The following is a 20,844-nucleotide window of genomic DNA, read 5'->3' as shown; positions in this document are numbered from 1 at the left end:
TCGGATCCGCGATCGATGCTTTCGATTCGGATTACTAATTGCATCGAAAATGAAATTTCACGTTGAGGCGGAGGCGGAACCGACCCGGTTCCGGCGCCGGCCATCATCGCGAAACTGGGCGATTCGCTTGGGGGGATGGATAGTGGGCATGAAAGTCGAAGAGCATCTGGTTGCTTCGAACAGCGGACTGGCCACGCTCGGCCGTCCGCGGGAATTCGGCAAGAAGCAGCAGAATCCGGTGCGCCGTTTCGGCGGCATCGCAGTCGTCCTCCTGTTGCATGCAGTGCTGATCTACGCATTGCTCAACGGCCTCGCGACGAAAGTCGTGCAGGTGATCCAGCATCCGATCGAAACCCGCATCATCGAGCCGGTGAAGCCGCCGCCGCCCCCGCCGATGCCGGTCGTCAAGCTTCCGCCGCCGAAGTTCGCGCGCCCGCCACCGCCGTTCGTGCCGCCGCCGGAAGTACCGGTGCAGGCGCCGCCGCAGGCGACGATCACGCACCAGTCGGCACCGGTGCCATCCGCGCCGGCCGTGCAGGCGCCGGTCATCGCACCGCCCGCGCCGGCGGCCAAACCGGTCAGTCACGAAGTAGGTGTCGTCTGCCCGAATTCGGACACGATTCGCGCGTCGATGCAGTACCCGAAGGAAGCGCAGGAAAACAACATCACGGGTGACGTGACGATCGAGTTCGTCGTGGATGCGGAAGGGAACATCACGAACGAACGCGTGGCCCAGTCGGCCGACCCCGTGCTCGATCGTGCGGCCTACAACACCGTGAAGCGGTTCAAATGCGTGGCGCAAGGCCAGGCGGTACGGGTGCAGGTGCCGTTCTCGTTCAACCTGAATTGATGCAGTGGGCGGTCCGGCGGGAGCCGGACCGGTGAAAACCGGCTCGAACCTTAATCGTAAGTTCAACGAAAGAATTGGAGTGGGGTATGACGAAGCGTTCTCTGGCCGCGCTGGCGGCAAGCCTGTTGATGTCCGTCGCTGCAATCGACGGGCTCGTTGCACCGCAGCCCGCCTACGCGCAGGCGAGCGGATCCGCGGCGGCATCCGACGCGTCGCAACAGGCCGCGGCGCCCACGCAGGCGCCTTCCGCGGCCGAGCCGGCCCCGCCACCGGCGCCTGCTACGACCGAAGCGATCGAGAATCCGTACGGGCTCGGCGCGCTCTGGAAGAACGGCGACTTCGTCGCGCGCTTCGTGCTGATCCTGCTCGTGATCATGTCGATGGGCAGCTGGTACATCATGATCACGAAGTTCGTCGAGCAATTGCGGGCAAACCGCCGCGCGAAAATCGCGGACGCGCAGCTCTGGAGCGCGCCGTCGCTGGCCGAGGGCGCGAAGCTGCTCGACGAGGCGTCGCCGTTCCGCTTCATCGCCGAAACGGCGATCGAGGCGGGCGAGCATCACGACGAGGCGCTGCTCGAAGCCGTGGACCGCAACACGTGGATCGACGTGTCCGTCGAGCGCTCGATCACGAACGTGTCGAACCGCCTGCAGGACGGGCTCGCGTTCCTGGCGACGGTCGGTTCGACCGCGCCGTTCGTCGGGCTGTTCGGCACGGTCTGGGGGATCTATCACGCGCTGACGGCGATCGGGATCGCGGGCCAGGCGTCGATCGACAAGGTCGCGGGCCCGGTGGGCGAGGCGCTGATCATGACGGCGATCGGCCTGGCGGTCGCGGTACCTGCCGTACTTGGCTACAACTTCCTCGTCCGGCGCAACAAGTCGGTGATGGAACGCGTCCGCAACTTCGGCGCCCAGCTGCATACCGTGCTGCTGGCCGGCAGCAAGCGTGCCGTGCGCGCGCCGTCGCCTGCCGCGTCGCTCGTGAACTGACCGCAGACGGAGGCGCGCGATGGGCATGAACGTCGGGCAGGACGAAAGCGACGAGGTGATCGCGAACATCAACACGACGCCGCTCGTCGACGTGATGCTGGTGTTGCTGATCATCTTCCTGATCACGATTCCGGTCGTCACGCACACGATCCAGCTGCAGTTGCCGAAGGAGGTCGTGCAGCCGCTGCAGACCACGCCGAAGAGCGTCGAGATCGCGGTGAATCGCGACGGCGATTTTTTCTGGGGCGAACAACGGGTGGATGCGTCGGCGTTGCTCGCGAAGCTGAAGGGTGTGTCGCAGCAGCAGCCGCAGCCGAGCGTGCACGTACGGGGCGACCAGAACACGCGCTACGAGTTCATCGGCCGGGTCGTCACGATGTGCGAGCGAGCGGGTATCGCGAAGGTGTCGTTCATTACGGAACCGCCGGCGCGGGGTGGTTAGCCTTGCATGGGAACGGCATACGCGCCGATTCCGATTGACGACGCATGGGATCAGATCAGGCATCGACAGGAGCAGACGATGGGAATGAACGTGCCTTCGGGCGGGAGCGGCGGCGAGCCGGACGTGATGGTCGACATCAACACCACGCCGCTGATCGACGTGATGCTGGTGCTGCTGATCATGCTGATCATCACGATCCCGATCCAGATGCATTCGGTGAAGATGGACCTGCCGGTGGGCAACCCGCCGCCGCCCGCCGCACCGCCGGAAGTGGTGCAGATCGACATCGACTTCGACGGTACGACGACGTGGAACGGCGCACCGGTGCCGGACCGCGCGGCACTCGAGGCGAAGCTGACGGCGGTCGCGCACGAGCCCGTGCAGGCGGAGATCCATCTGCGGGCGAACAAGCTGGCGCCGTACAAGGACGTGGCGGCCGTACTGGCGTCCGCGCAGCGCGTGGGCGCGACGAAGATCGGCCTGATCGGAAACGAGCAGTTCATGCAATGACGGGACAGGCGGACCGATGAACCAGCGACGATGGAAACGGATGATGGCGCTGACGGCGCTCGGTGCGGCCTGCGTGCTCGGCCGGCCGGCGTGGGCGGCCGACGCGTTGCGGCCCGACGTGGCGAAGCCGCTGGCCGCGGCGCAGGACCTGTATCGCGCGCACAAGTATCGCGATGCGCTCGGCAAGATCGCGCAGGCGGCCGCCGTGCCCAACCGCACGCCGTACGAAACCTACATGGTGGAAGCGACGCGCGGCGCGGCGGCGATGGCGGCCGGCGATACCGGCGTGGCCGCGCAGGCCTACGAAACCGTGCTGAACTCGGGGCGCCTGTCGGGCGCGGACGAGCAGCGGACGACGGCGGCGCTCGCGGGAATCTACTTCCAGCAGAAGAACTATCCGCAGGCGATCCGCGTCGCGCAGCGCTACCTGAAGGCGGGCGGCACGGACCCGGACATGCGCACGCTGCTCACGCAGTCGTATTACCTGTCGAACGATTGCGGCCAGGTCGTGAGCCAGTTGAAGGCGAGCACGGAGGCACAGGCGAAGGCCGGCCACGCGCCGGACGAGGGCCAGCTGCAGATGCTGGCGACCTGTGCGCAAAAGAGCAAGGACGCCGTTGCCTATCGCAACGCGCTGGGCATGCTGGTGGCTTTTCATCCGAGCCCCGCGTACTGGGAGGACATGATCTCGGCCATTCGCGGCAGCCCCGGTTACCTGTCGTCGCTCGACCTCGACATCTACCGGTTGCGCAGGGCGACGGGCTCGCTGTCGACGGCCGACGCCTACATGGAGATGACGCAGCTCGCGCTGGTGGCGGGAACGCCGGCCGAGGGCAGGCAGGTGATCGACCAGGGATTCGCGTCCGGCGTGCTGGGCAAGGATGCACAGGCGGAGCGCGAGAAACGGCTGCAGGCGCTGGCTGCCAAGCGTGCGCAGTCGGGTGCGGACGCCGCCAACCCGGTGGCGCCGATCGATGCCGGCATGAATCTGGTGTTCGCGGGCCATGCGGCGCAGGGGCTGTCGATGATGGAGCAGGTGATCGCGAAAGGCGGACTCGAGCATCCCGATGCCGCGCGGCTGCGGCTCGGCGAGGCGTACTACGTGGCCGGCCAGAAGGCGCATGCGGTCCAGGTGCTGCGCACGGTGAAAGGTAACGACGGGTCGGCGGATCTGGCGAAGCTGTGGACGGCGGTGGCGTCCCGGTAGCGCAACGCAAAGCCGCGACGGCATGCGACGCGCACGCAATCGACGAGCAGCGTGGCGCGATGGAAGTACAAGTCCTTGACGTTCGGACATGAAGAGAGACAGGGGAAATGTTGTTAATTAGTAACGCGAATGAAATAGGCGAAACAATCGCGGGCGCGCGGCGACGGTGCCGCGCCGCGTCGGCCGCGTCATCGCATCGGCCAAGGCTGGCCGACATCAAACCGGTTTCGACTGCGAGGCTCCGCACTTCCATGACTGTGCCCCCTGATGAGTCGGTTCTGGTCGCCGTATCGCTGGGCAGCAAGATCCGGGCGCTGCGCCAGCGCCTGAAGCTCACGCTTGACGAGACGGCCGGGATCGCGGGTATTTCGAAGCCGTTCCTGTCTCAGGTCGAGCGTGGGCGCGCGACGCCGTCGATCACGTCGCTGGTCCGGATCGCGCACGCGCTGGGCGTCACGATGCAGTACTTCATCGACACGCCGACGGAAGCGCGTTCGGTGTGCCGCGGGAACGCACTGCAGTACTTCCAGTTCGCGAACTCGGCCAGCCTGTTCGCCAGACTGACGAACCTGGTGGATGGCCGCAAGCTTGACGCGATTCTCGTCAGGATGCCGGCCGGGCAGTCGCCGTCCGAGATAACGACGCATGCGGGCGAGGAATTCGTCTACGTGATGCGCGGGCAGGTCGCGCTGACGCTCGAGGATTGCACGTTCACGCTCAACGCGGGCGATACCGCGCACTACGAATCGACGATGCCGCATGCATGGCGCAACACGGCCGACGAAGAAGCGGTGATCGTCTGGGTCGGCACGCCGAGACTGTTCTAGCGGAGGCGGCAGGCGCCGCATGTCGAACGGGAAGCAGCAGGAAGTGCGCTCATGACATGTAGTAAGTATGACGAAGTAAATATAAAGAAACGGTGATGCCGGGCGGAACGGGTGCCCAAGGCCGATCCGTTCGAGTCGTGGCGGTCGGAAGGGCGGCTATTGCGGGTTCCGTTACACGGGCGCCCAGGACGCGCAAGGAATTCACAAGGTTCCGGCGTACAGCAGGTGGGGTCTTACTACGAGCGAGAGGGAACGAGATGAAGCAGAGAGTATTGGCGTTGGCCATCAAGAGGATAGTCTGGGCGGAACTGGCGCTGACGGCCGCGCTGGTGCCGCCGGCGTTTGCCCAGAGCCAGCCGGCGCCAGGCGCCGCATCGATCGCGGATGCGGTCGCGAATGGCGCACCCGTGACCGTTGCGCAGGCGAACGGTACGGCGGGCACTGTCGCCGCCACGGGCGCAGCGGCATCCGGTGCGGCAGCCGAGGCGACGCCGGCCGCTCCCGGCGCGAACGGACAGGGCAAGGTCGCGCAGATCAAGCGGTTCGAAGTGACGGGTTCGCTGATCCGGCAGGCCGACAAGGTCGGCTTCAACCAGGTTCAGACCATCACGAGCAAGGACATCGAGAACAGCGGCCACACCAGCGTCGCCGACTACCTGCGCAGCACCTCGGCGAATTCGGCAAGCAGCTGGAGCGAAGGGACGACGAACAGCTTCGCGCCGGGCGGCGCAGGCATCGCATTGCGCGGCCTCAGCGAGAAGTACACGCTGGTGCTGATCGACGGCATGCGGGTGTCACCGTATGCGTTCGCGGTGAACGGCAGCGATCAGTTCTTCGACCTGAACACGCTGCCGCTGAACATCATCGACCGAATCGAAATCGTCAAGACAGGCGCGGTGTCTCAGTATGGTTCCGACGCAATCGCGGGCGTGGTGAACATCATCACGAAGAAAAACTTCCAGGGTCTCGAGCTGGGAGGCAGCTACGGCGGTGCGACGAACGGTGAAGGCGGCCAGGGCACGACGAAGTTCAGCATCCTCGGCGGCTTCGGCGACCTGAACGCCGACCGCTTCAACGTGACGGCGGCGCTCAGCTACTACAAGTCGAACGGCATCTCGATCGCCGATCGCGACATGACGCAGAACCAGGATTTCTCCAATTTCCCGGGCGGCCTGTCGAACCAGAGCGTGTCGTACTGGCGCAATCCGGCCACCGGCGCGAAGGTGCCGCTGAGCCCGTGTCCGAACGGCGGTCAGGCCGTGCCGGGCACCTCCGTCGCGCAGGTCAACGGTCCCGGCACGGTCTGCGCAAACAACACCGCGTACGCATCGTCGCTGTCACCGTGGACTGAACGCCTGAGCGCGAAGGTGCACGCCGACTTCAAGATCAGCGACGCGATGCAGGCGTTCGCCGATCTCTGGGAAAGCAACAATACGACGGTCACGAACAACTTCGTCGGCCGCCTCGGCAACAGCACGCAGACCTATGATCCGGCGACGGGCGGTCTCAACCCGATTTCGAACCTCGTGCCGGGCAGCAACCCGTATAACCCGTTTGGCGTGCCGGCCAAGCTGGTCTATACATTCCCGGCCACGCAGGCCGTGCATACGAGCTCCAACTTCTGGCGTGCCGCGACGGGTGTGAAAGGATCGTTCAGCACGCCGCGCGTGGGTGACTGGGACTGGACGGCGTCCTACACGCATTCGCAGAACACGGTGTCGAACAACTATTCGAACCTGATCAACGCGGCCGCGCTCGAAAATATCGTCCAGAACGGTGTATTCAACTTCGCGAATCCATCGTCGACACCGAACGGGTTGAACGGGCTGTACGGAAGCACGTCGACGCAGGCCATCACGAAGCTCGACGCCGTCGATGCGACGCTGTCGACGCCGAACCTGTTCACGTTGCCCACGGGTAACGTCGGCCTGGGTCTCGGTACGCAATTCACGCACCAGAGCCAATACATCGGGACGGGCGCGGACTACGCGAACGGCACGCTCATCCAGCCGTCGCTGCAATCGGTCAACGGCGAGCGCAACGTCGCGGCGGTCTACTACCAGATCGACATTCCCATCCTGAAGAACCTGACGTTCAGCCAGTCGGGGCGCTACGACCACTACAGCGACTTCGGTGGCGCGTTCTCGCCGCGCTTCGCGTTGCGCTTCCAGCCAATCCGCGAGCTGACGATGTACGGTTCGTACAACCGTGGCTTCCGCGCGCCGACGCTGATCGAAAACACCTCGTCGAGGACCTACGGCGCGCAGGGCGCGGTCGATTCGAACGATCCTAACAATCCGAACGCATACAACCTCGTCGAGGAAGTGCAGGCCGGTAACAGCAAGCTGCAGCCGGAGCGGACCAAGAACTACAACATCGGCTTCCAGCTGTCGCCCACCCGCAATACCGATTTCGGATTCGACTGGTACAAGATCCACATCGACAACGTGATCGGCACGGAAGATATCCAGACGGTGGTGGACCAGAACGATCCGTCGAAGGTGGTCCGTAATCCGAATGGTTCGATCGCGTATGTCGTGCTGCCGTACATGAACCTGTCGTCGCTCGATACGGACGGCTTCGAGACCACCTTCCGCCAATCGGTGTCGACCAAGATCGGTACTTTCACGCTGTCGGGCGACTGGGCCTACGTGTGGCACTTCAAGATGCCGGTGGGCGGCGAGACGACCGACTTCGCGGGCAACAACGGTTCGCTGAACGAGCCGTTCGGCGGCAGCTTCCCGCGCTGGAAGGGCAACACGAGTCTGAACTGGAACTACCACAACCAATGGAACGCGACGTTGACGTGGATGTTCACGGGACCGTACAGCCAGGCCATCCTGTCGCCTGGCCAATATCCGAACATGCAGGACAGCGTGGCGTCGTACAGCCAGTTCAACCTGATGGTCAGCTACACCGGCTTCAAGCATTGGACGATCTACGCGGGCATCGACAACATCTTCAATCGTGCGCCGCCGTTCGACCCGGTTTTCATGAACGCGAGCTACCAGACGGGCTACGACACGTCGCTGTACACGTATGTCGGTCGATTCGCGCAGGTTGGCGCGACCTACAAGTTCTGATGCCGATTGCGATGCACGGATGGGCTTTAGACCGGCCGCTCCACGTCCACCTCCCCATTTTTTGGAGCGGCCCTTTTTCGCCTGGCGCCACGACGGCCTGCAACCGGGACGTGCGGCGATGCAGTTCGCAGGCGCGTTTTCAGCACGAACAACCAGTGGGATGCAGGTGGCACGCGGCATCCTGCACCGGCATCTACCGCGCGCAGGCATCACGCCCGCACGCTTTCGGACAGACCGACCATGAAACTGTTGAAATGGCGATGGACAGGCGTGCCGCGCGCGGCGCTGTTCGCATGCGTCGTGCTGCTCGTGTCGGGTAGCGCCATGCCACGTGCGGCGCTCGCGGTGTCGGCGATCGCGCAATACGATCAGCCGAAGTACCCGACCAATTTTGCGCATTTCGATTATGCCGATCCCGACGCGCCGGACACCGGCACGCTCAATTTCGAAAACTACGACACAGCGCAGAGCTACGACTCGCTGAACCCGTTCCTCGTGCGCGGCTCGCCCGCGCCGGATATCAAGAACCTGATGTTCGACACGCTGATGCAGCGCAGCTGGGACGAGCTCGCGTCCGAATACGCGCTGATCGCCGACGACGTCGAGGTGGCACCCGACGGGCTGTCGGCCACGTTCCACATCAATCCGGCCGCGCGCTTTTCGAACGGCGACGCGATCACCGCGGCGGACGTCAAGTATTCGTTCGACACGCTGACGAGCCCGCAGGCGTCGCCGATCTACAACGCGCAGTTCTCCATCATCAAGCGCGCGGTGGTGATCGACCGGCACGCGATCCGCTTCGAATTCCAGCACGCGGAGCGCGACGCGGCGCTGATCGCGGGCGACCTGCCGGTGTTCTCGCCGAAGTGGGGGCAGCGCGCGGACGGTACGCGGCCGCCGTTCGACCAGATCGCGAACGTGCCGCCGATCGCGAGCGGCGCGTACCTGATCGAGCAGCGCAGGAACGACAAGCAGATCACGTACGTGCGCAACCCGCACTACTGGGCCGCGAACCTGCCGTCGCGGCGCGGGATGTTCCGCTTCGCACGCGTGTCGTTCAAGCTGTACCTCGACCAGTACACGGCGCTCGAGGCGTTCAAGGCCGGCGACGTGGACGCGCGGGTGGAGTACAGCTCGACGCAGTGGGCGCGCAAGTACGTCGGCAAGAATTTCCGCAACGGGCTGCTGAAGAAGGGTGAATTCCCGGACGGCCCCGCGCAGATGCAGGGTTTCCTGATGAACCTGCGCAAGCCGATGTTCCAGGACGTACGCGTGCGGCATGCGCTCGCGCTGGCATTCGACTTCGACTGGATGAGCCGGATGATGTTCTACGGGCAGTATCGCCGCACCAACAGCTTCTGGGAGGCGAGCCCGTTCGCGGCATCCGGCATGCCGAGCGCGAAGGAACTCGCATTGCTGGAGCCGTTCCGCTCGACGCTGCCGCCGGAGGTGTTCGGCCCGATGGTCAAACAGCCGTCGACGCTGCCGCCCGGCTCGCTGCGCGCGAACCTCAGGCAAGCGCGCGACCTGCTCGCGCAGGCCGGCTGGCACTATCGCGACGGTGCGCTGCGCGACGCGAACGGCACGCCGATGACGATCGAGATCATCGACGACGAGCCCGGCATGGATCGTCTGATCCTGCCGTACACGCAGGCGCTCGCGACGCTCGGCATTCATGCGTACCTGCACGAGATCGACAGCGCGCTCCACCAGAAGCGGCTCGACAATTTCGAGTACGACATGACGACGTATATCTACTCGCCCGTGACGATCCCCGGCGCGGAGCTGACGCGCCGCTTCGGCAGCGCGGCCGCCTCGCAGCCCGGCTCGGAGAACTATCCGGGCGTGAAGTCGAAGGCCGTCGACGCGCTGATCCGCGCGGCGCTCGCCGCAGATACGCTCGACGATCTCGAGACGGCCACGCACGCCCTCGACCGCGTGCTGATCAACCTGTACGTGCTGGTCCCGCAGTACTACCTGCCGAACGCGCGGATCGCATACAAGACGACGCTCGGCCATCCGGCGGTCGTGCCGGCTTCCTATCAGTACGAGGACTGGATCGTCGACTACTGGTACGTGAAGAAGCCGGCCGCACGACCACAACCCGCTCCGGCGGCCTGACGGGGAGCAACGATGCTGGCATACATAGTGAGGCGGCTGCTGCTGATGATTCCGACGCTGATCGGCGTCGTGACGATCACGTTCGCGGTCACGCAGTTCGTGCCGGGCGGCCCGGTCGAGCAGGTGCTCGCGCAGTTGCGCCACGGCAGCGCGCGTGGAGGCGACGCGGGCGGAGGCGGGGGCGGCTACCACGGCAGCCAGGGCGTCGATCCGCAGCAGATCGAGCAGATCCGCAAGCAGTTCGGTTTCGACAAGCCGCCGCTCGAACGCTACGCGCTGATGCTGAAAAGCTACGCGACGTTCGACCTCGGGCAATCCTATTTCGCGCACCGCAGCGTATGGGCGGTGATCCGCTCGAAGTTGCCGGTGTCGATCACGCTCGGGCTGTGGACGGTGATTCTCACGTATCTCGTGTCGGTGCCGCTCGGCATCGCGAAGGCGGTGCGCAACGGCTCGCGGTTCGACACCGTGACGAGCGTGCTGGTGCTGACCGGCTACGCCGTGCCGGGCTTCGTGCTCGGCGTGCTGCTGCTGATGCTGTTCGGCGGCGGCACGTTCTGGCAGGTGTTCCCGATGCGCGGGCTCACGTCGGACAACTTCGACGACCTGACGCTGATCGGCCAGATCCTCGACTATCTGTGGCACATCGCGATGCCGGTCACCGCGTCGGTCGTCGGCAATTTCGCGATCGTCACGATTCTCACGAAGAACACGTTCCTCGAGGAAATCGGCCGGCAATACGTGCTGACCGCGCGCGCGAAGGGCGCGCCGGAGCGCGACGTGTTGTGGAAGCACGTGCTGCGCAATGCGGCGATTCCGCTGCTCACCGGGCTGCCGGCGGCATTCGTCGGCGCGTTCCTGAACGGCAACCTGCTGATCGAGACGCTGTTCTCGCTCGACGGGATGGGGCAACTGTCGTACGACTCGGTGATCCGCCGCGACTATCCGGTCGTGCTCGGCTCGCTGTTCCTGTTCACCCTGATCGGTCTGCTGACCAAGCTTATCGCGGATATCTGCTATGTCCTCGTCGACCCCCGTATCCAGTTCAGCCGCCTGGACCACTGATCCGGCCGCCGTCGCATGCGCGGCGTCGCCGTCGCCGTGGCGACGCACGTGGCTGCGGTTTCGCGCGCAGCGGCTCGGCTACTGGAGCCTCGTGATCTTTGCCACGCTGTTCGCACTCAGCCTGCTGGCCGACGGATTGTCGAACGACCGGCCGCTCGTGGTGCGCTATGACGGGCACCTCTATTTCCCGATCGTGAAGGACTATCCGGAGACGCAGTTCGGCGGCGATTTCCCGGCGAAGACCAACTATCTCGATCCGTACATCCGCGCGAAGATCGAGTCGCACGGCAACTTCGCGATCTACCCGCCGAACCGCTACCGCTACGACACGATCGATTATTTCGCGTCGCGGCCGTACCCGGCGCCGCCGTCCGCGAGCAACTGGCTCGGCACCGACCAGTTCGGCCGCGACGTGCTCGCGCGGCTACTGTACGGATTTCGGCTGTCGGTGCTGATGGCGTTCGCGCTGACGGTCTCGGGCGTCGCGATCGGCGTGCTGACGGGCGCGCTGCAGGGCTTCCACGGCGGACGTACCGATCTCGTCGGGCAACGCCTGATCGAGATCTGGAGCGCGCTGCCCGACCTGTACCTGCTGATCATCTTCGCGTCGATCTTCGAACCGTCGCTGTGGCTGCTGTTCATCCTGCTGTCGATGTTCGGCTGGCTCGTGCTGTCCGACTACGTGCGCGCGGAGTTCCTGCGCAACCGCGCGCTCGACTACGTGAAGGCCGCGCGCACGATGGGGCTGTCGAACTGGCAGATCATGTGGCGGCACGTGCTGCCGAACAGCCTGACGCCGGTGATCACGTTCCTGCCGTTCCGGATGAGCGCGGCGATCCTGTCGCTGACGAGCCTCGACTTCCTCGGCCTCGGCGTGCAGCCGCCGACGCCGAGCCTCGGCGAGCTGCTGCAGGAAGGCAAGAACTACCTCGACGCGTGGTGGATCTCGATCTCCGCGTTCTCGGCGCTGGTCGTCACGCTGCTGCTGCTCACGTTCATGGGCGACGCGCTGCGCAACGCGCTCGACATGCGCGCGCGCGGCTCGGCCTTCGGCGGGGAGCAACGATGACGACGCCATTGTTGGAGATCCGCCAGTTCTCCGCGCACTTCGGCGCGAAAGCCGCCGTGCAGGACCTTGACCTCGCGGTCGCGCGCGGCGAGCGCGTGGCGCTCGTCGGCGAGTCGGGCTCGGGCAAGAGCGTGACGGCGCTGTCGATTCTGCGGCTCGCGCAGCAGGCGACGCTGTCGGGCCAGATGCTGTTCGACGGCGAGGATCTGCTCGCGAAGACCGAGCAGCAGATGCGCGGCATCCGCGGCGCCGATATCGCGATGGTGTTCCAGGAGCCGATGACGGCACTCAACCCGTTGTATACGATCGGCAAGCAGATCGCCGAGAGCCTGCGGCTGCACGAGGGGCTGCGAGCGGGCGACGCGCGCGAGCGCGGCATCGCGCTGCTGCGGCGCACCGGAATTCCGGAGCCGGAACGGCGCATCGACAGTTTTCCGCACCAGTTGTCGGGCGGCCAGCGGCAGCGCGCGATGATCGCGATGGCACTCGCGTGCCGGCCGCGGCTGTTGCTCGCGGACGAGCCGACGACGGCGCTCGACGTGACGGTGCGCCAGCAGATCGTCGACCTGCTGATCGAGCTGCAGGAGCAGGAGGCGGCCGCGCGCGGGATGGCCGTGCTGCTGATCACGCACGACCTGAATCTCGTGCGGCGCTTCGCGCAGCGCGTGGCCGTGATGGAGCGGGGCGTGCTCGTCGAGACGAACACGACCGGCGCGCTGTTCGCCGCGCCGCGGCACGCGTACACGCGCCGGCTGCTCGACAGCGCGCCGCAACGCGCGGTCGAGCCGGTCGCGGCCGACGCGCGGACGATCCTCGATGTCCAGCAGCTTGCCGTCGATTACCGCATCGCGGCGAAGGGTTGGCGCGCGGCGTTCGGCAAGACGGCGTTCCGGGCCGTGCACGACGTGAAGCTGAGCCTGCGGCGCGGCGAGACGCTCGGGATCGTCGGCGAATCGGGGTCGGGGAAATCGACGCTGGCGGCGGCCGTGCTCGGCCTGCAGCGGCCGGCGTCGGGCGGCATCGAGATCGACGGCATGCCACTGGCGTCGCTGCGCACGACACGCGGCCGGCGCGCGCTGTACGGCCGCATGCAGGTCGTGTTCCAGGATCCGTTCGGCTCGCTGTCGCCGCGCATGACGGTCGAGCAGATCGTCGGCGAGGGGCTCGCCGTGCACCGGCCGACGGTGGCCGGCGCCGCGCGGCGCGCGCGCGTCGCGGCCTTGCTGCAGGAGGTCGGCCTGCCGGCCGAGGCGATGCTTCGCTATCCACACGAATTTTCCGGCGGCCAGCGCCAGCGCATCGCGATCGCGCGCGCGCTGGCGGTGGAGCCTGAGTTGCTGGTGCTGGACGAGCCGACGAGCGCACTCGACGTGTCGATCCAGAAGCAGGTGCTGAATCTGCTGACGAATCTGCAAAAGAAGTATGAACTGAGCTATCTGTTCATCACGCACGATCTCGCGGTGATGCGTGCGATGGCTCATCGGGTCATCGTGATGAAGGCGGGGCGCGTGGTCGAGGAGGGCGATACGCTCGACGTGTTGCACGCGCCGTCCCACCCGTATACGCAGGCGCTGCTCGCGTCGTCGATGCTCGCGCCGGAACCGGAACCGGGGCCTCGGCAGCGGCAGCGGGAAGGGGACGCGGATGAGTGACGTGAAGCGGGCGCGGCGCGCCCGTACCGTTCGCTGACGCACGCCGATGCCGTCGTTCTTCATCGACCGCCCGGTGTTTGCGTGGATCGTCGCGCTCGCGATCGTCGTCGCGGGCGTGCTGGCCATTCCGCAATTGCCGGTCGCGCAGTATCCGCGCCTTGCGCCGCCACGCGTCGTGATCACGGCGGCCTATCCGGGCGCGTCGACCGAGACGGTCGACGGCGCCGTCGGCAGCATCATCGAGGAAAGCCTCGACGGCGCCGACGGGCTGCAGTACTACGAAACGAGCAGCGACGGTCACGGCAATCTCGAGATCGACGTGACGTTCGCGCCCGGCACCGATCCGGACATCGCGCTCGTCGACGTCAACAACCGGCTGAAGCAGGTCGAGCCGCGGCTGCCGCAGCAGGTCGTGCAGCAGGGCATCGGCGTGTTCAAGGCCGCCAACACGTTCCTGATGCTCGTCACGCTGACGTCGACCGACGGCACGCGCGACTCCGCCCAGCTCGGCGACTATCTGAACCGTTACGTGCTGCGCGAACTGAAGCGTGCGCCGGGCGTCGGCGCGGCCCAGCTGTGGGACGCCGACGAGGCGCTGCGGGTCTGGCTCGATCCGAACAAGTTGCGCGAATACGACCTCGGCGCCGACGACGTGATCGCCGCGATCGGCGTGCAGAACGCGACGGTCACGGCCGGCGCGATCGGAGACGCGCCGTTCGAGCGTGGCCAGCAGCTCACCGCGACGATCGTCGTCAAGGGGCAACTGACGTCGCCGGAGGAGTTCGGCCGGATCGTGCTGAAGTCGAAGCAGGACGGTTCGGTGGTGCGTGTCGCCGACGTCGCCCGCGTCGAAATCGGCCGCGACGACTATTCGTTCTATTCCCGGCTGAACGGCCGCCCGGCGGCCACCGTCGGGATCCAGCTCGGCCCGCGCGGCAACGCGCTCCAGACGTCGAACGCGATTCGGGCGCGGCTTGCCGAGCTGTCGAAGACGCTGCCGCCGGGCGTCGCGGTCGAGATTCCATTCGACGGCGCGCATTTCGTGACGATCGCCCTTCGGGAAGTCGTGCTGACGCTCGTCGAGGCCGTCGTCCTGGTGTTCTGCGTGATGTGGCTGTTCCTGCGCGAGCTGCGCTACACGCTCGTGCCGACCGTCGTGATTCCCGTCACGCTGATGGGCGCGTTCGTCGCGATGTGGGCGTTCGGGCTGTCGATCAACGTGTTCACGATGTTCGGCCTCGTGCTGGCGATCGGCATTCTCGTCGACGATGCGATCGTCGTGGTCGAGAGCGTGCACCGCGTGATGGAGGAGGGCGTGTCGCCGCGCGAGGCGACGCGCCTCGCGATGAAGCGGATCGGCGGGGCGATCGTCGGCGTGACGGCGGTGCTGACGGCCGTGTTCGTGCCGATGGCGTTCTTCCCGGGCAGCGTCGGCGGCATTTACCGGCAGTTCGCGGTGTCGATGATCGCGTCGATGCTCGTGTCGTCGTTCATGGCGCTGTCGCTCACGCCGGCGCTGTGCGCGAATCTGCTGAAACCGGTCGGCCGTCGCGAAGGCGCCCACGTGCCGCGACGCGGCCTCGGCGCGCGCCTGGCCGACCGTTTCGGCGTCGCGTTCGCGCGGGCCGAGGCCGGCTATCGGCGCGTGACCGTGTCGGCGGTACGCCGCACGGGCACGGTCGCGGGCCTCTATGCCGCGCTCGTGGCCGTGTGCGGACTGCTGTCCTGGATGATGCCGGGCGGCTTCCTGCCGACCGAAGACCAGGGGCAACTGCAGGTGATGATCCAGTTGCCGGCTGGCGCGACGCAGGCGCGCACGGTGGCGGTCGTCCAGCGCGTCGAGGCGATTCTGCGCGCGGAGCGGGCCGTCGCGAACGTGACGAGCGTGATCGGCTGGAGTTTCGCGGGCAGCGGCCAGAACGTCGCGATGGCATTCGTCGAGTTGAAGGACTGGACGCAGCGCGACGTCGATGCGACGACGTTGCGCGATCGCCTCAACCGGCGCTTCGACGGGATGCTCGACGGCGACGTACAAGCGACGCTGCCGCCATCGGTGCCCGGCCTCGGTCACGCGGACGGCTTCACGTTCCGTCTCGAGGATCGTGGCGGGGTCGGGCTCGACGCGCTGAAGGCCGCTCGCGAGCAGATGGCCGCGCGCGCGAAGGCGGACCCGGCGCTCGCGTCCGTCCATTTCGAGGACTTGCCCGATGCGCCGCGCATCGAGCTCGACGTCGATCGCGCGAAGGCGTATGCGCTTGGCGTGCCGTTCGAGCGCATCGCGGGGCTGCTCGGCGGTACGTTCGGCTCGAACTACATCAACGATTTTCCGGCGTCGGGCCGGATGCGCCGCGTGATCATCGAGGCAGACCCGGCCGCACGCGCGACCGACACGCAACTGATGGCGCTGACGGTGCCCAACCGCACGGGGGACATGGTGCCGCTGTCGGCCATCGCCGCGCCGCACTGGACGGTCGGGCCCGTGATGCTGAATCGCTACGACGGCTATCCGTCGCTCGACGTCAGCGGCCGGGCGGCGACCCACACCAGTTCGGGCGCGGCGATGGCGGAGATGGAGCGGCTTGCCGCGATGCTGCCGGCCGGGATCGGCTACGACTGGGTGGACGCGGCGCGCGAGGAGCGGATCGCCGCGCGGCAGACGCCGCTGCTGGTCGGGTTGTCGGTGCTCGCGGTGTTCATGGCGCTTGCCGCGCTGTACGAAAGCTGGACGATTCCGTTGTCGGTGCTGACGATCGTGCCGCTCGGCATCGTCGGGGCATTGGCGGCGGCGCTCGCGCGCGGGATGCCGAACGACGTGTACTTCAAGGTCGGGATGATTACCGTGATCGGGTTGTCGGCGAAGAATGCAATTCTGATCGTGCAGTTCGCGCGTGAGCTCGTCGGGCGCGGCGTGCCGCTGCGGCAGGCGGTGGTGGAGGCGGCGGCTGCGCGGTTTCGGCCGATCGTGATGACGTCGATGGCGTTTCTGCTCGGCGTCGTGCCGTTGGTGCTGGCGACCGGCGCGGGTGCGGAAAGCCGGCGTTCGATCGGAACCGGCGCGTTCGGGGGCGTGCTGGCGGCGACAGTGTTCGGGCTGGTGTTCGCGCCGGTGGCGTTTCGGGTAGTCGTGTCCATAGGCCGGCGCGGGCGGCATGCGGCGGTGACGAAGCGCGACGCGCAGCGCGTGGAAACGCCCGGGAATCTGGAGACCGATTGATGGTCGCGACGGGTGTTCCGCACGAAGGCTGTCAACTCGCCGGTGCGCGACGCCGCGCACGTGCGCGAAGGGCTGCTCCATCAAGAGTCCGATCTGTTCTCAGGATGAGTGCCCGCTCTTTGCTAAACAAAAAAGTTTTGGCTGACGAGTACCGGCAGTGTGCTCCATTGCGGCGCATTCGGGAGGGGGGCGAAAAACAGCCGAACAAGGAAGACAAGACAACGGTATCGGCTGGTGAACCATATCGCTTTCATTCGGCACCAACCGAGTGCGCTTAATGCACCTAAACAAAGTTATGCGGCATCAAATATTTTTTGACGCATAGTTTCTGTCCTGCTATGTTCGCGTCCAACGTAAAACTTTGGTAGTGAACGGTAATGAAGATTCCGTGCATTAAGACTCTCAAAGTGAAGACGTAAAGCAGCCCTTCGACGAGCGACTGGTTTTCCTGCCAACGCGTACGCGCTAATTGACGAGGCGCCATGGTGCGAATTTTCCAGGGTGCAGCTTGTTTGCAGCCGTTCGATGCGCGGAAAGATCGACTCATGTAATTAGGTTTCCTAACTCTATGGGAATGCCGTTTCTTGTATTTCAAATTAATTCCACTTGTCGGCAGAAGAAATAACGTTGAAAGAAATGCGCAGGCGAACGGAATGGTTGCGATCTCTAGATGACGAATCAGGAAAGCGGGGCAGCGCTATTTAAAGGCCGGCGAATCTCCGTGCATACAAAAAGGTCAGGCCTTGCGACGACAGAGGGGTGTTATGAAACCAACGGCTTTGGGATCGGCAATACGCAGCATCGTATGGGCTGAAGTCGCGTTGACGGCGGCTTTGGGTACCTCCGCTTACGCGCAGACAACGCCTGTCGACGGAAGCGTCGCCGCCGAGCAAACCGGCAGCGCTGCCGCCGCCGCGCCGGCGCCGGCATCTGGCGCCACCGCCGGCGGGCAGAGCGTGAAAAAGCTCGACAAGTTCGAGGTGACGGGCTCGCTGATCCGCACATCCGACAAGGTCGGTCACACCGAAGTGCAGGTCATCACCGCGAAGGAAATCCAGCAAAGCGGATACACGACGGTCGCCGATTTCCTGCGTTCGACCTCGGCCAACTCCGCAAGCAGCTGGGGCCAGACGACGATGAACAGCTCGGCCCCCGGCGGCGCCGGCATGGCGTTGCGCGGGCTCAGCGAGAAATACACGCTCGTGCTCGTCGACGGCCAGCGCGTCGCGAACTATGCGCAGTCGGTGAACTTCACCGACACGTTCTTCGATGTCAACGCGATCCCGCTGAACATGGTGGAGCGCGTCGAGATCGTCAAGACCGGTGCGGTATCCGTCTACGGCTCCGACGCGATCGCGGGCGTCGTCAACATCATTACGAAGAAGAACTTTCAGGGCCTGCAGATCGACGGCCAACTCGGCAAGGCGCAGCATCCGGGCGACGGGCAGGGTAACTTCAGCGTACTGGCCGGCTTCGGCGATCTGAATTCGGATCGCTTCAACGTCACCGCGGCCGCCAGCTATTACCGCGATTCGGGCTCGACGCTGGGCGATCGCGACATGACGTCGGCGCAAGACTTCACGCAATATCCCGGCGGGCTGGCAGCGCCGCTCGGGCCGAACCAGCAATCGTACTGGTCGCTGGCGGACGGCTCAAAGGTGCCGCTTTCGCCGTGCCCGCCCGGCAGCAAGACGAGCGCGACTAATTGCACGTACAACCCGGCCGCGTCGACATCGCTCGTTCCGTCCACGACGCGCCTGAACGCGAAGGTGCGCGCCACCTTCAAGATCGACGACAACACGCAGGCCTATGCGGGCTTCTGGGTGAGCCGCGATGAAACCGTCCAGCTGCAGGGACCGGCCTCGATCTCGAGCACGACGAACGTCTACAACCCGGCGACCGGGTCCGTTTCGCCGCTGCCGCGCACCGTACCGGTGAGCAACCCCTATAACCCGTTCGGCGTGCCGACGGCGATCAACCTGACCTTCCCGGGCAACGTCGTGGGGGCGGACACGGTATCGACGTTCTGGATGGCGAACACGGGCGTCAAAGGGTCGTTCGATGCAGGCAGATTCGGCGCATGGGACTGGTCGGCCGATTACGGCCATTCGCAGAGCACCGTCGATACGACGTATCGCAACCGGATCAACGTCGCGGGCCTCGAGAACATGCTCGCGAACGGCACCTACAACTTCTCGAACCCGGCCGCCACGCCGAACGGCCTGAACGGCGTTTTCACGGACGACGATCAGCAGGCCATCTCGAAGGTCGACAGCGTGACAGCCAAGGCCTCGACGTCGAATCTCTTCACGCTGCCCGGCGGCCCGGTCGGCCTGGGCCTGGGTACCGAGTTCCGCCACGAATCGTCGACGATCAACCCGCAGACGCTCGCGTCGCAGGGCGTATCCGCGCCCGCGAACGTGCAGACGGTGGAGGGGTCGCGCAACGTCGCCGCCGCGTTCTACCAGGTCGACATTCCGATCCTGCGCAACCTGACGTTCACGCAGGCGGGCCGCTACGATCACTACAGCGACTTCGGCGGGGCGTTTTCGCCGAGTTTTGCGCTGCGTTTCCAGCCGGTGCAGATGCTGACGACGTATGCTTCGTACAGTCGCGGCTTCCGCGCGCCGACCCTCGTCGAAAACTCGCAGGCCGTCTATCTCTCCCACCAGAACCTCGTCGATCCGAACGATCCGAGCGGTGTGCCGACGAAGCACTTCACGACGGAGCAAGTCGCGGGCAATCCGAATCTTCAGCCCGAGCACACGAAGAACTACAACATCGGCTTCCAGCTTTCGCCCGATGCGATGACCGATATCGGCGCGGCGTTCTACAAGGTCCGCATCGACGGCGTCATCGGCACCGACGATCCGAACGCGGTGCTCGTCGCCAACGATCCCTCCCGCGTCGTGCGCAACGCCGACGGATCGGTGCGTTACCTCGTTCAGCATTTCGTGAACCTCGGTGCGCTCGACACCGATGGTTTCGATCTCAACTTCCGCAAGGCGGTGCGCACCAAGTACGGCACGTTCACGCTCGCAGGCGACTGGGCTTATGTGTGGCACTTCAAGCTGCACAGCCCCGGAACTGCACCGCAGGACTTCGCCGGCAACAACCTTGCGCTGCTGCAGCCGTTCGGCGCGAGCAACCCGCGCTGGAAGGGCAACACGAGCCTGAGCTGGGACTACCGGCAGCTGACCACCACGCTGACCTGGCAATACACGGGACCCTATACGAACGCCGTGGCCGCGGAATTCGGCGACGGCGGTACGGGATCGGTGGCGTCGTACAGCCAGTTCAACCTCATGTTCAACTATCGCGGCTTCAAGCATTGGACGATTTACGGCGGCATCACGAACCTTTTCGACAAGAAGCCGCCGTTCGACGTCGAGTGGCAAGCCGTGCCCGACATCACTGGCTATGACCAGTCGCTCTACACGGACCTTGGCCGCTTCTTCCAGATCGGGGCGACGTACCGGTTCTGACAGGGAGGAAACCGCCAGGCGGCAACCGGTCCCGGCGCGCAGCCCGCGCCGGGACGACGAGGAATGAGCTGGACTGGCAGGCGGCTTTACTCAAGGCAAGGGCGGAGGTGCAAGGTTCGAATGCGAGGATGCTTGGCTAGCAGCACTCCGTGCAGTCGACTTTATCGTATTTGACATAATCATAATTATCACCCAAGCAAGTTGTAGCGGCTAGATAGAAATGTCCGCTTTTGGCTACATAGAGATGTCCGCATTCGGGCTGCGTAAGCTGACGGGCCGCCGGTTGTCCGGCGCCGGAGGCTGCGATGGCTGCAACGGAACGGATCA

Annotated in this window: 14 protein-coding genes; 13 read left to right on the top strand and 1 reads right to left on the bottom strand. The window is 65.4% G+C overall.

The genetic code is table 11. The features are described 5' to 3' along the window. Positions 1-148: 148 nt before the first annotated feature. The 13 genes from LGN10_RS18845 to LGN10_RS18785 all read left to right on the top strand — a co-directional run bounded on the left by LGN10_RS18845 (position 149) and on the right by LGN10_RS18785 (position 20,517). Positions 149-850 (top strand): energy transducer TonB, encoded by a 702-nt coding sequence (locus LGN10_RS18845; protein ID WP_226224566.1) that lies wholly within the window; start codon positions 149-151, stop codon positions 848-850. An 86-nt stretch (positions 851-936) separates the two neighbouring features. Next, on the top strand, positions 937-1,842 hold the full coding sequence (locus tag LGN10_RS18840; RefSeq protein ID WP_099316429.1) for a MotA/TolQ/ExbB proton channel family protein: 906 nt from the start codon (positions 937-939) through the stop codon (positions 1,840-1,842). A 19-nt stretch (positions 1,843-1,861) separates the two neighbouring features. Further along, positions 1,862-2,284, top strand: coding sequence for an ExbD/TolR family protein (locus LGN10_RS18835; RefSeq protein ID WP_059645854.1), 423 nt, complete (start codon positions 1,862-1,864; stop codon positions 2,282-2,284). A gap of 78 nt (positions 2,285-2,362) precedes the next feature. Continuing rightward, positions 2,363-2,794 carry an ExbD/TolR family protein gene (locus LGN10_RS18830; protein WP_060966919.1) on the top strand — a complete coding sequence of 144 codons (432 nt, stop codon included), beginning with the start codon at positions 2,363-2,365 and terminating at the stop codon, positions 2,792-2,794. 16 nt (positions 2,795-2,810) lie between these two features. Further along, on the top strand, positions 2,811-4,001 hold the full coding sequence (locus LGN10_RS18825) for a tetratricopeptide repeat protein (RefSeq protein WP_226224565.1): 1,191 nt from the start codon (positions 2,811-2,813) through the stop codon (positions 3,999-4,001). 251 nt (positions 4,002-4,252) lie between these two features. Then, complete coding sequence (locus tag LGN10_RS18820) at positions 4,253-4,828, top strand: helix-turn-helix domain-containing protein (RefSeq protein ID WP_059645851.1); 576 nt, start codon at positions 4,253-4,255, stop codon at positions 4,826-4,828. A gap of 257 nt (positions 4,829-5,085) precedes the next feature. Then, positions 5,086-7,911 (top strand): TonB-dependent receptor, encoded by a 2,826-nt coding sequence (locus LGN10_RS18815; protein ID WP_226224564.1) that lies wholly within the window; start codon positions 5,086-5,088, stop codon positions 7,909-7,911. A gap of 240 nt (positions 7,912-8,151) precedes the next feature. Beyond that, positions 8,152-10,032 (top strand): extracellular solute-binding protein, encoded by a 1,881-nt coding sequence (locus LGN10_RS18810; RefSeq protein ID WP_226224563.1) that lies wholly within the window; start codon positions 8,152-8,154, stop codon positions 10,030-10,032. Positions 10,033-10,044: 12 nt separating this feature from the next. Further along, positions 10,045-11,097: a microcin C ABC transporter permease YejB gene (locus LGN10_RS18805; protein ID WP_059645841.1), complete on the top strand. Its 1,053-nt coding sequence runs from the start codon at positions 10,045-10,047 to the stop codon at positions 11,095-11,097. Beyond that, the gene (locus tag LGN10_RS18800; RefSeq protein ID WP_059645838.1) at positions 11,051-12,166 is read left to right on the top strand and encodes an ABC transporter permease; all 1,116 of its coding nucleotides are present in this window, start codon (positions 11,051-11,053) and stop codon (positions 12,164-12,166) included. Before LGN10_RS18805 ends, LGN10_RS18800 begins: the two co-directional genes overlap by 47 nt. After that, positions 12,163-13,818: an ABC transporter ATP-binding protein gene (locus LGN10_RS18795; protein ID WP_226224562.1), complete on the top strand. Its 1,656-nt coding sequence runs from the start codon at positions 12,163-12,165 to the stop codon at positions 13,816-13,818. Before LGN10_RS18800 ends, LGN10_RS18795 begins: the two co-directional genes overlap by 4 nt. Positions 13,819-13,864: 46 nt before the next feature. Continuing rightward, a complete protein-coding gene (locus tag LGN10_RS18790) occupies positions 13,865-17,032 on the top strand; it encodes a multidrug efflux RND transporter permease subunit (protein WP_226224561.1) in 3,168 nt (1,055 codons plus the stop codon). A 764-nt stretch (positions 17,033-17,796) separates the two neighbouring features. Continuing rightward, entirely contained in the window at positions 17,797-20,517 is a 2,721-nt protein-coding gene (locus LGN10_RS18785; RefSeq protein ID WP_226224560.1) for a TonB-dependent receptor plug domain-containing protein, read from the top strand. 136 nt (positions 20,518-20,653) lie between these two features. On the opposite strand, the gene LGN10_RS18780 is transcribed toward LGN10_RS18785, so the two are convergent. Continuing rightward, a partial coding sequence (locus LGN10_RS18780) for a hypothetical protein (protein WP_226224559.1) occupies positions 20,654-20,844 on the bottom strand: 191 nt, incomplete at its 5' end.

Source organism: Burkholderia sp. AU32262, from assembly GCF_020419985.1.
In the GTDB taxonomy this organism is placed as follows: Bacteria; Pseudomonadota; Gammaproteobacteria; order Burkholderiales; family Burkholderiaceae; genus Burkholderia; species Burkholderia semiarida.
This window is presented reverse-complemented; position numbering and strand designations above follow the sequence as displayed.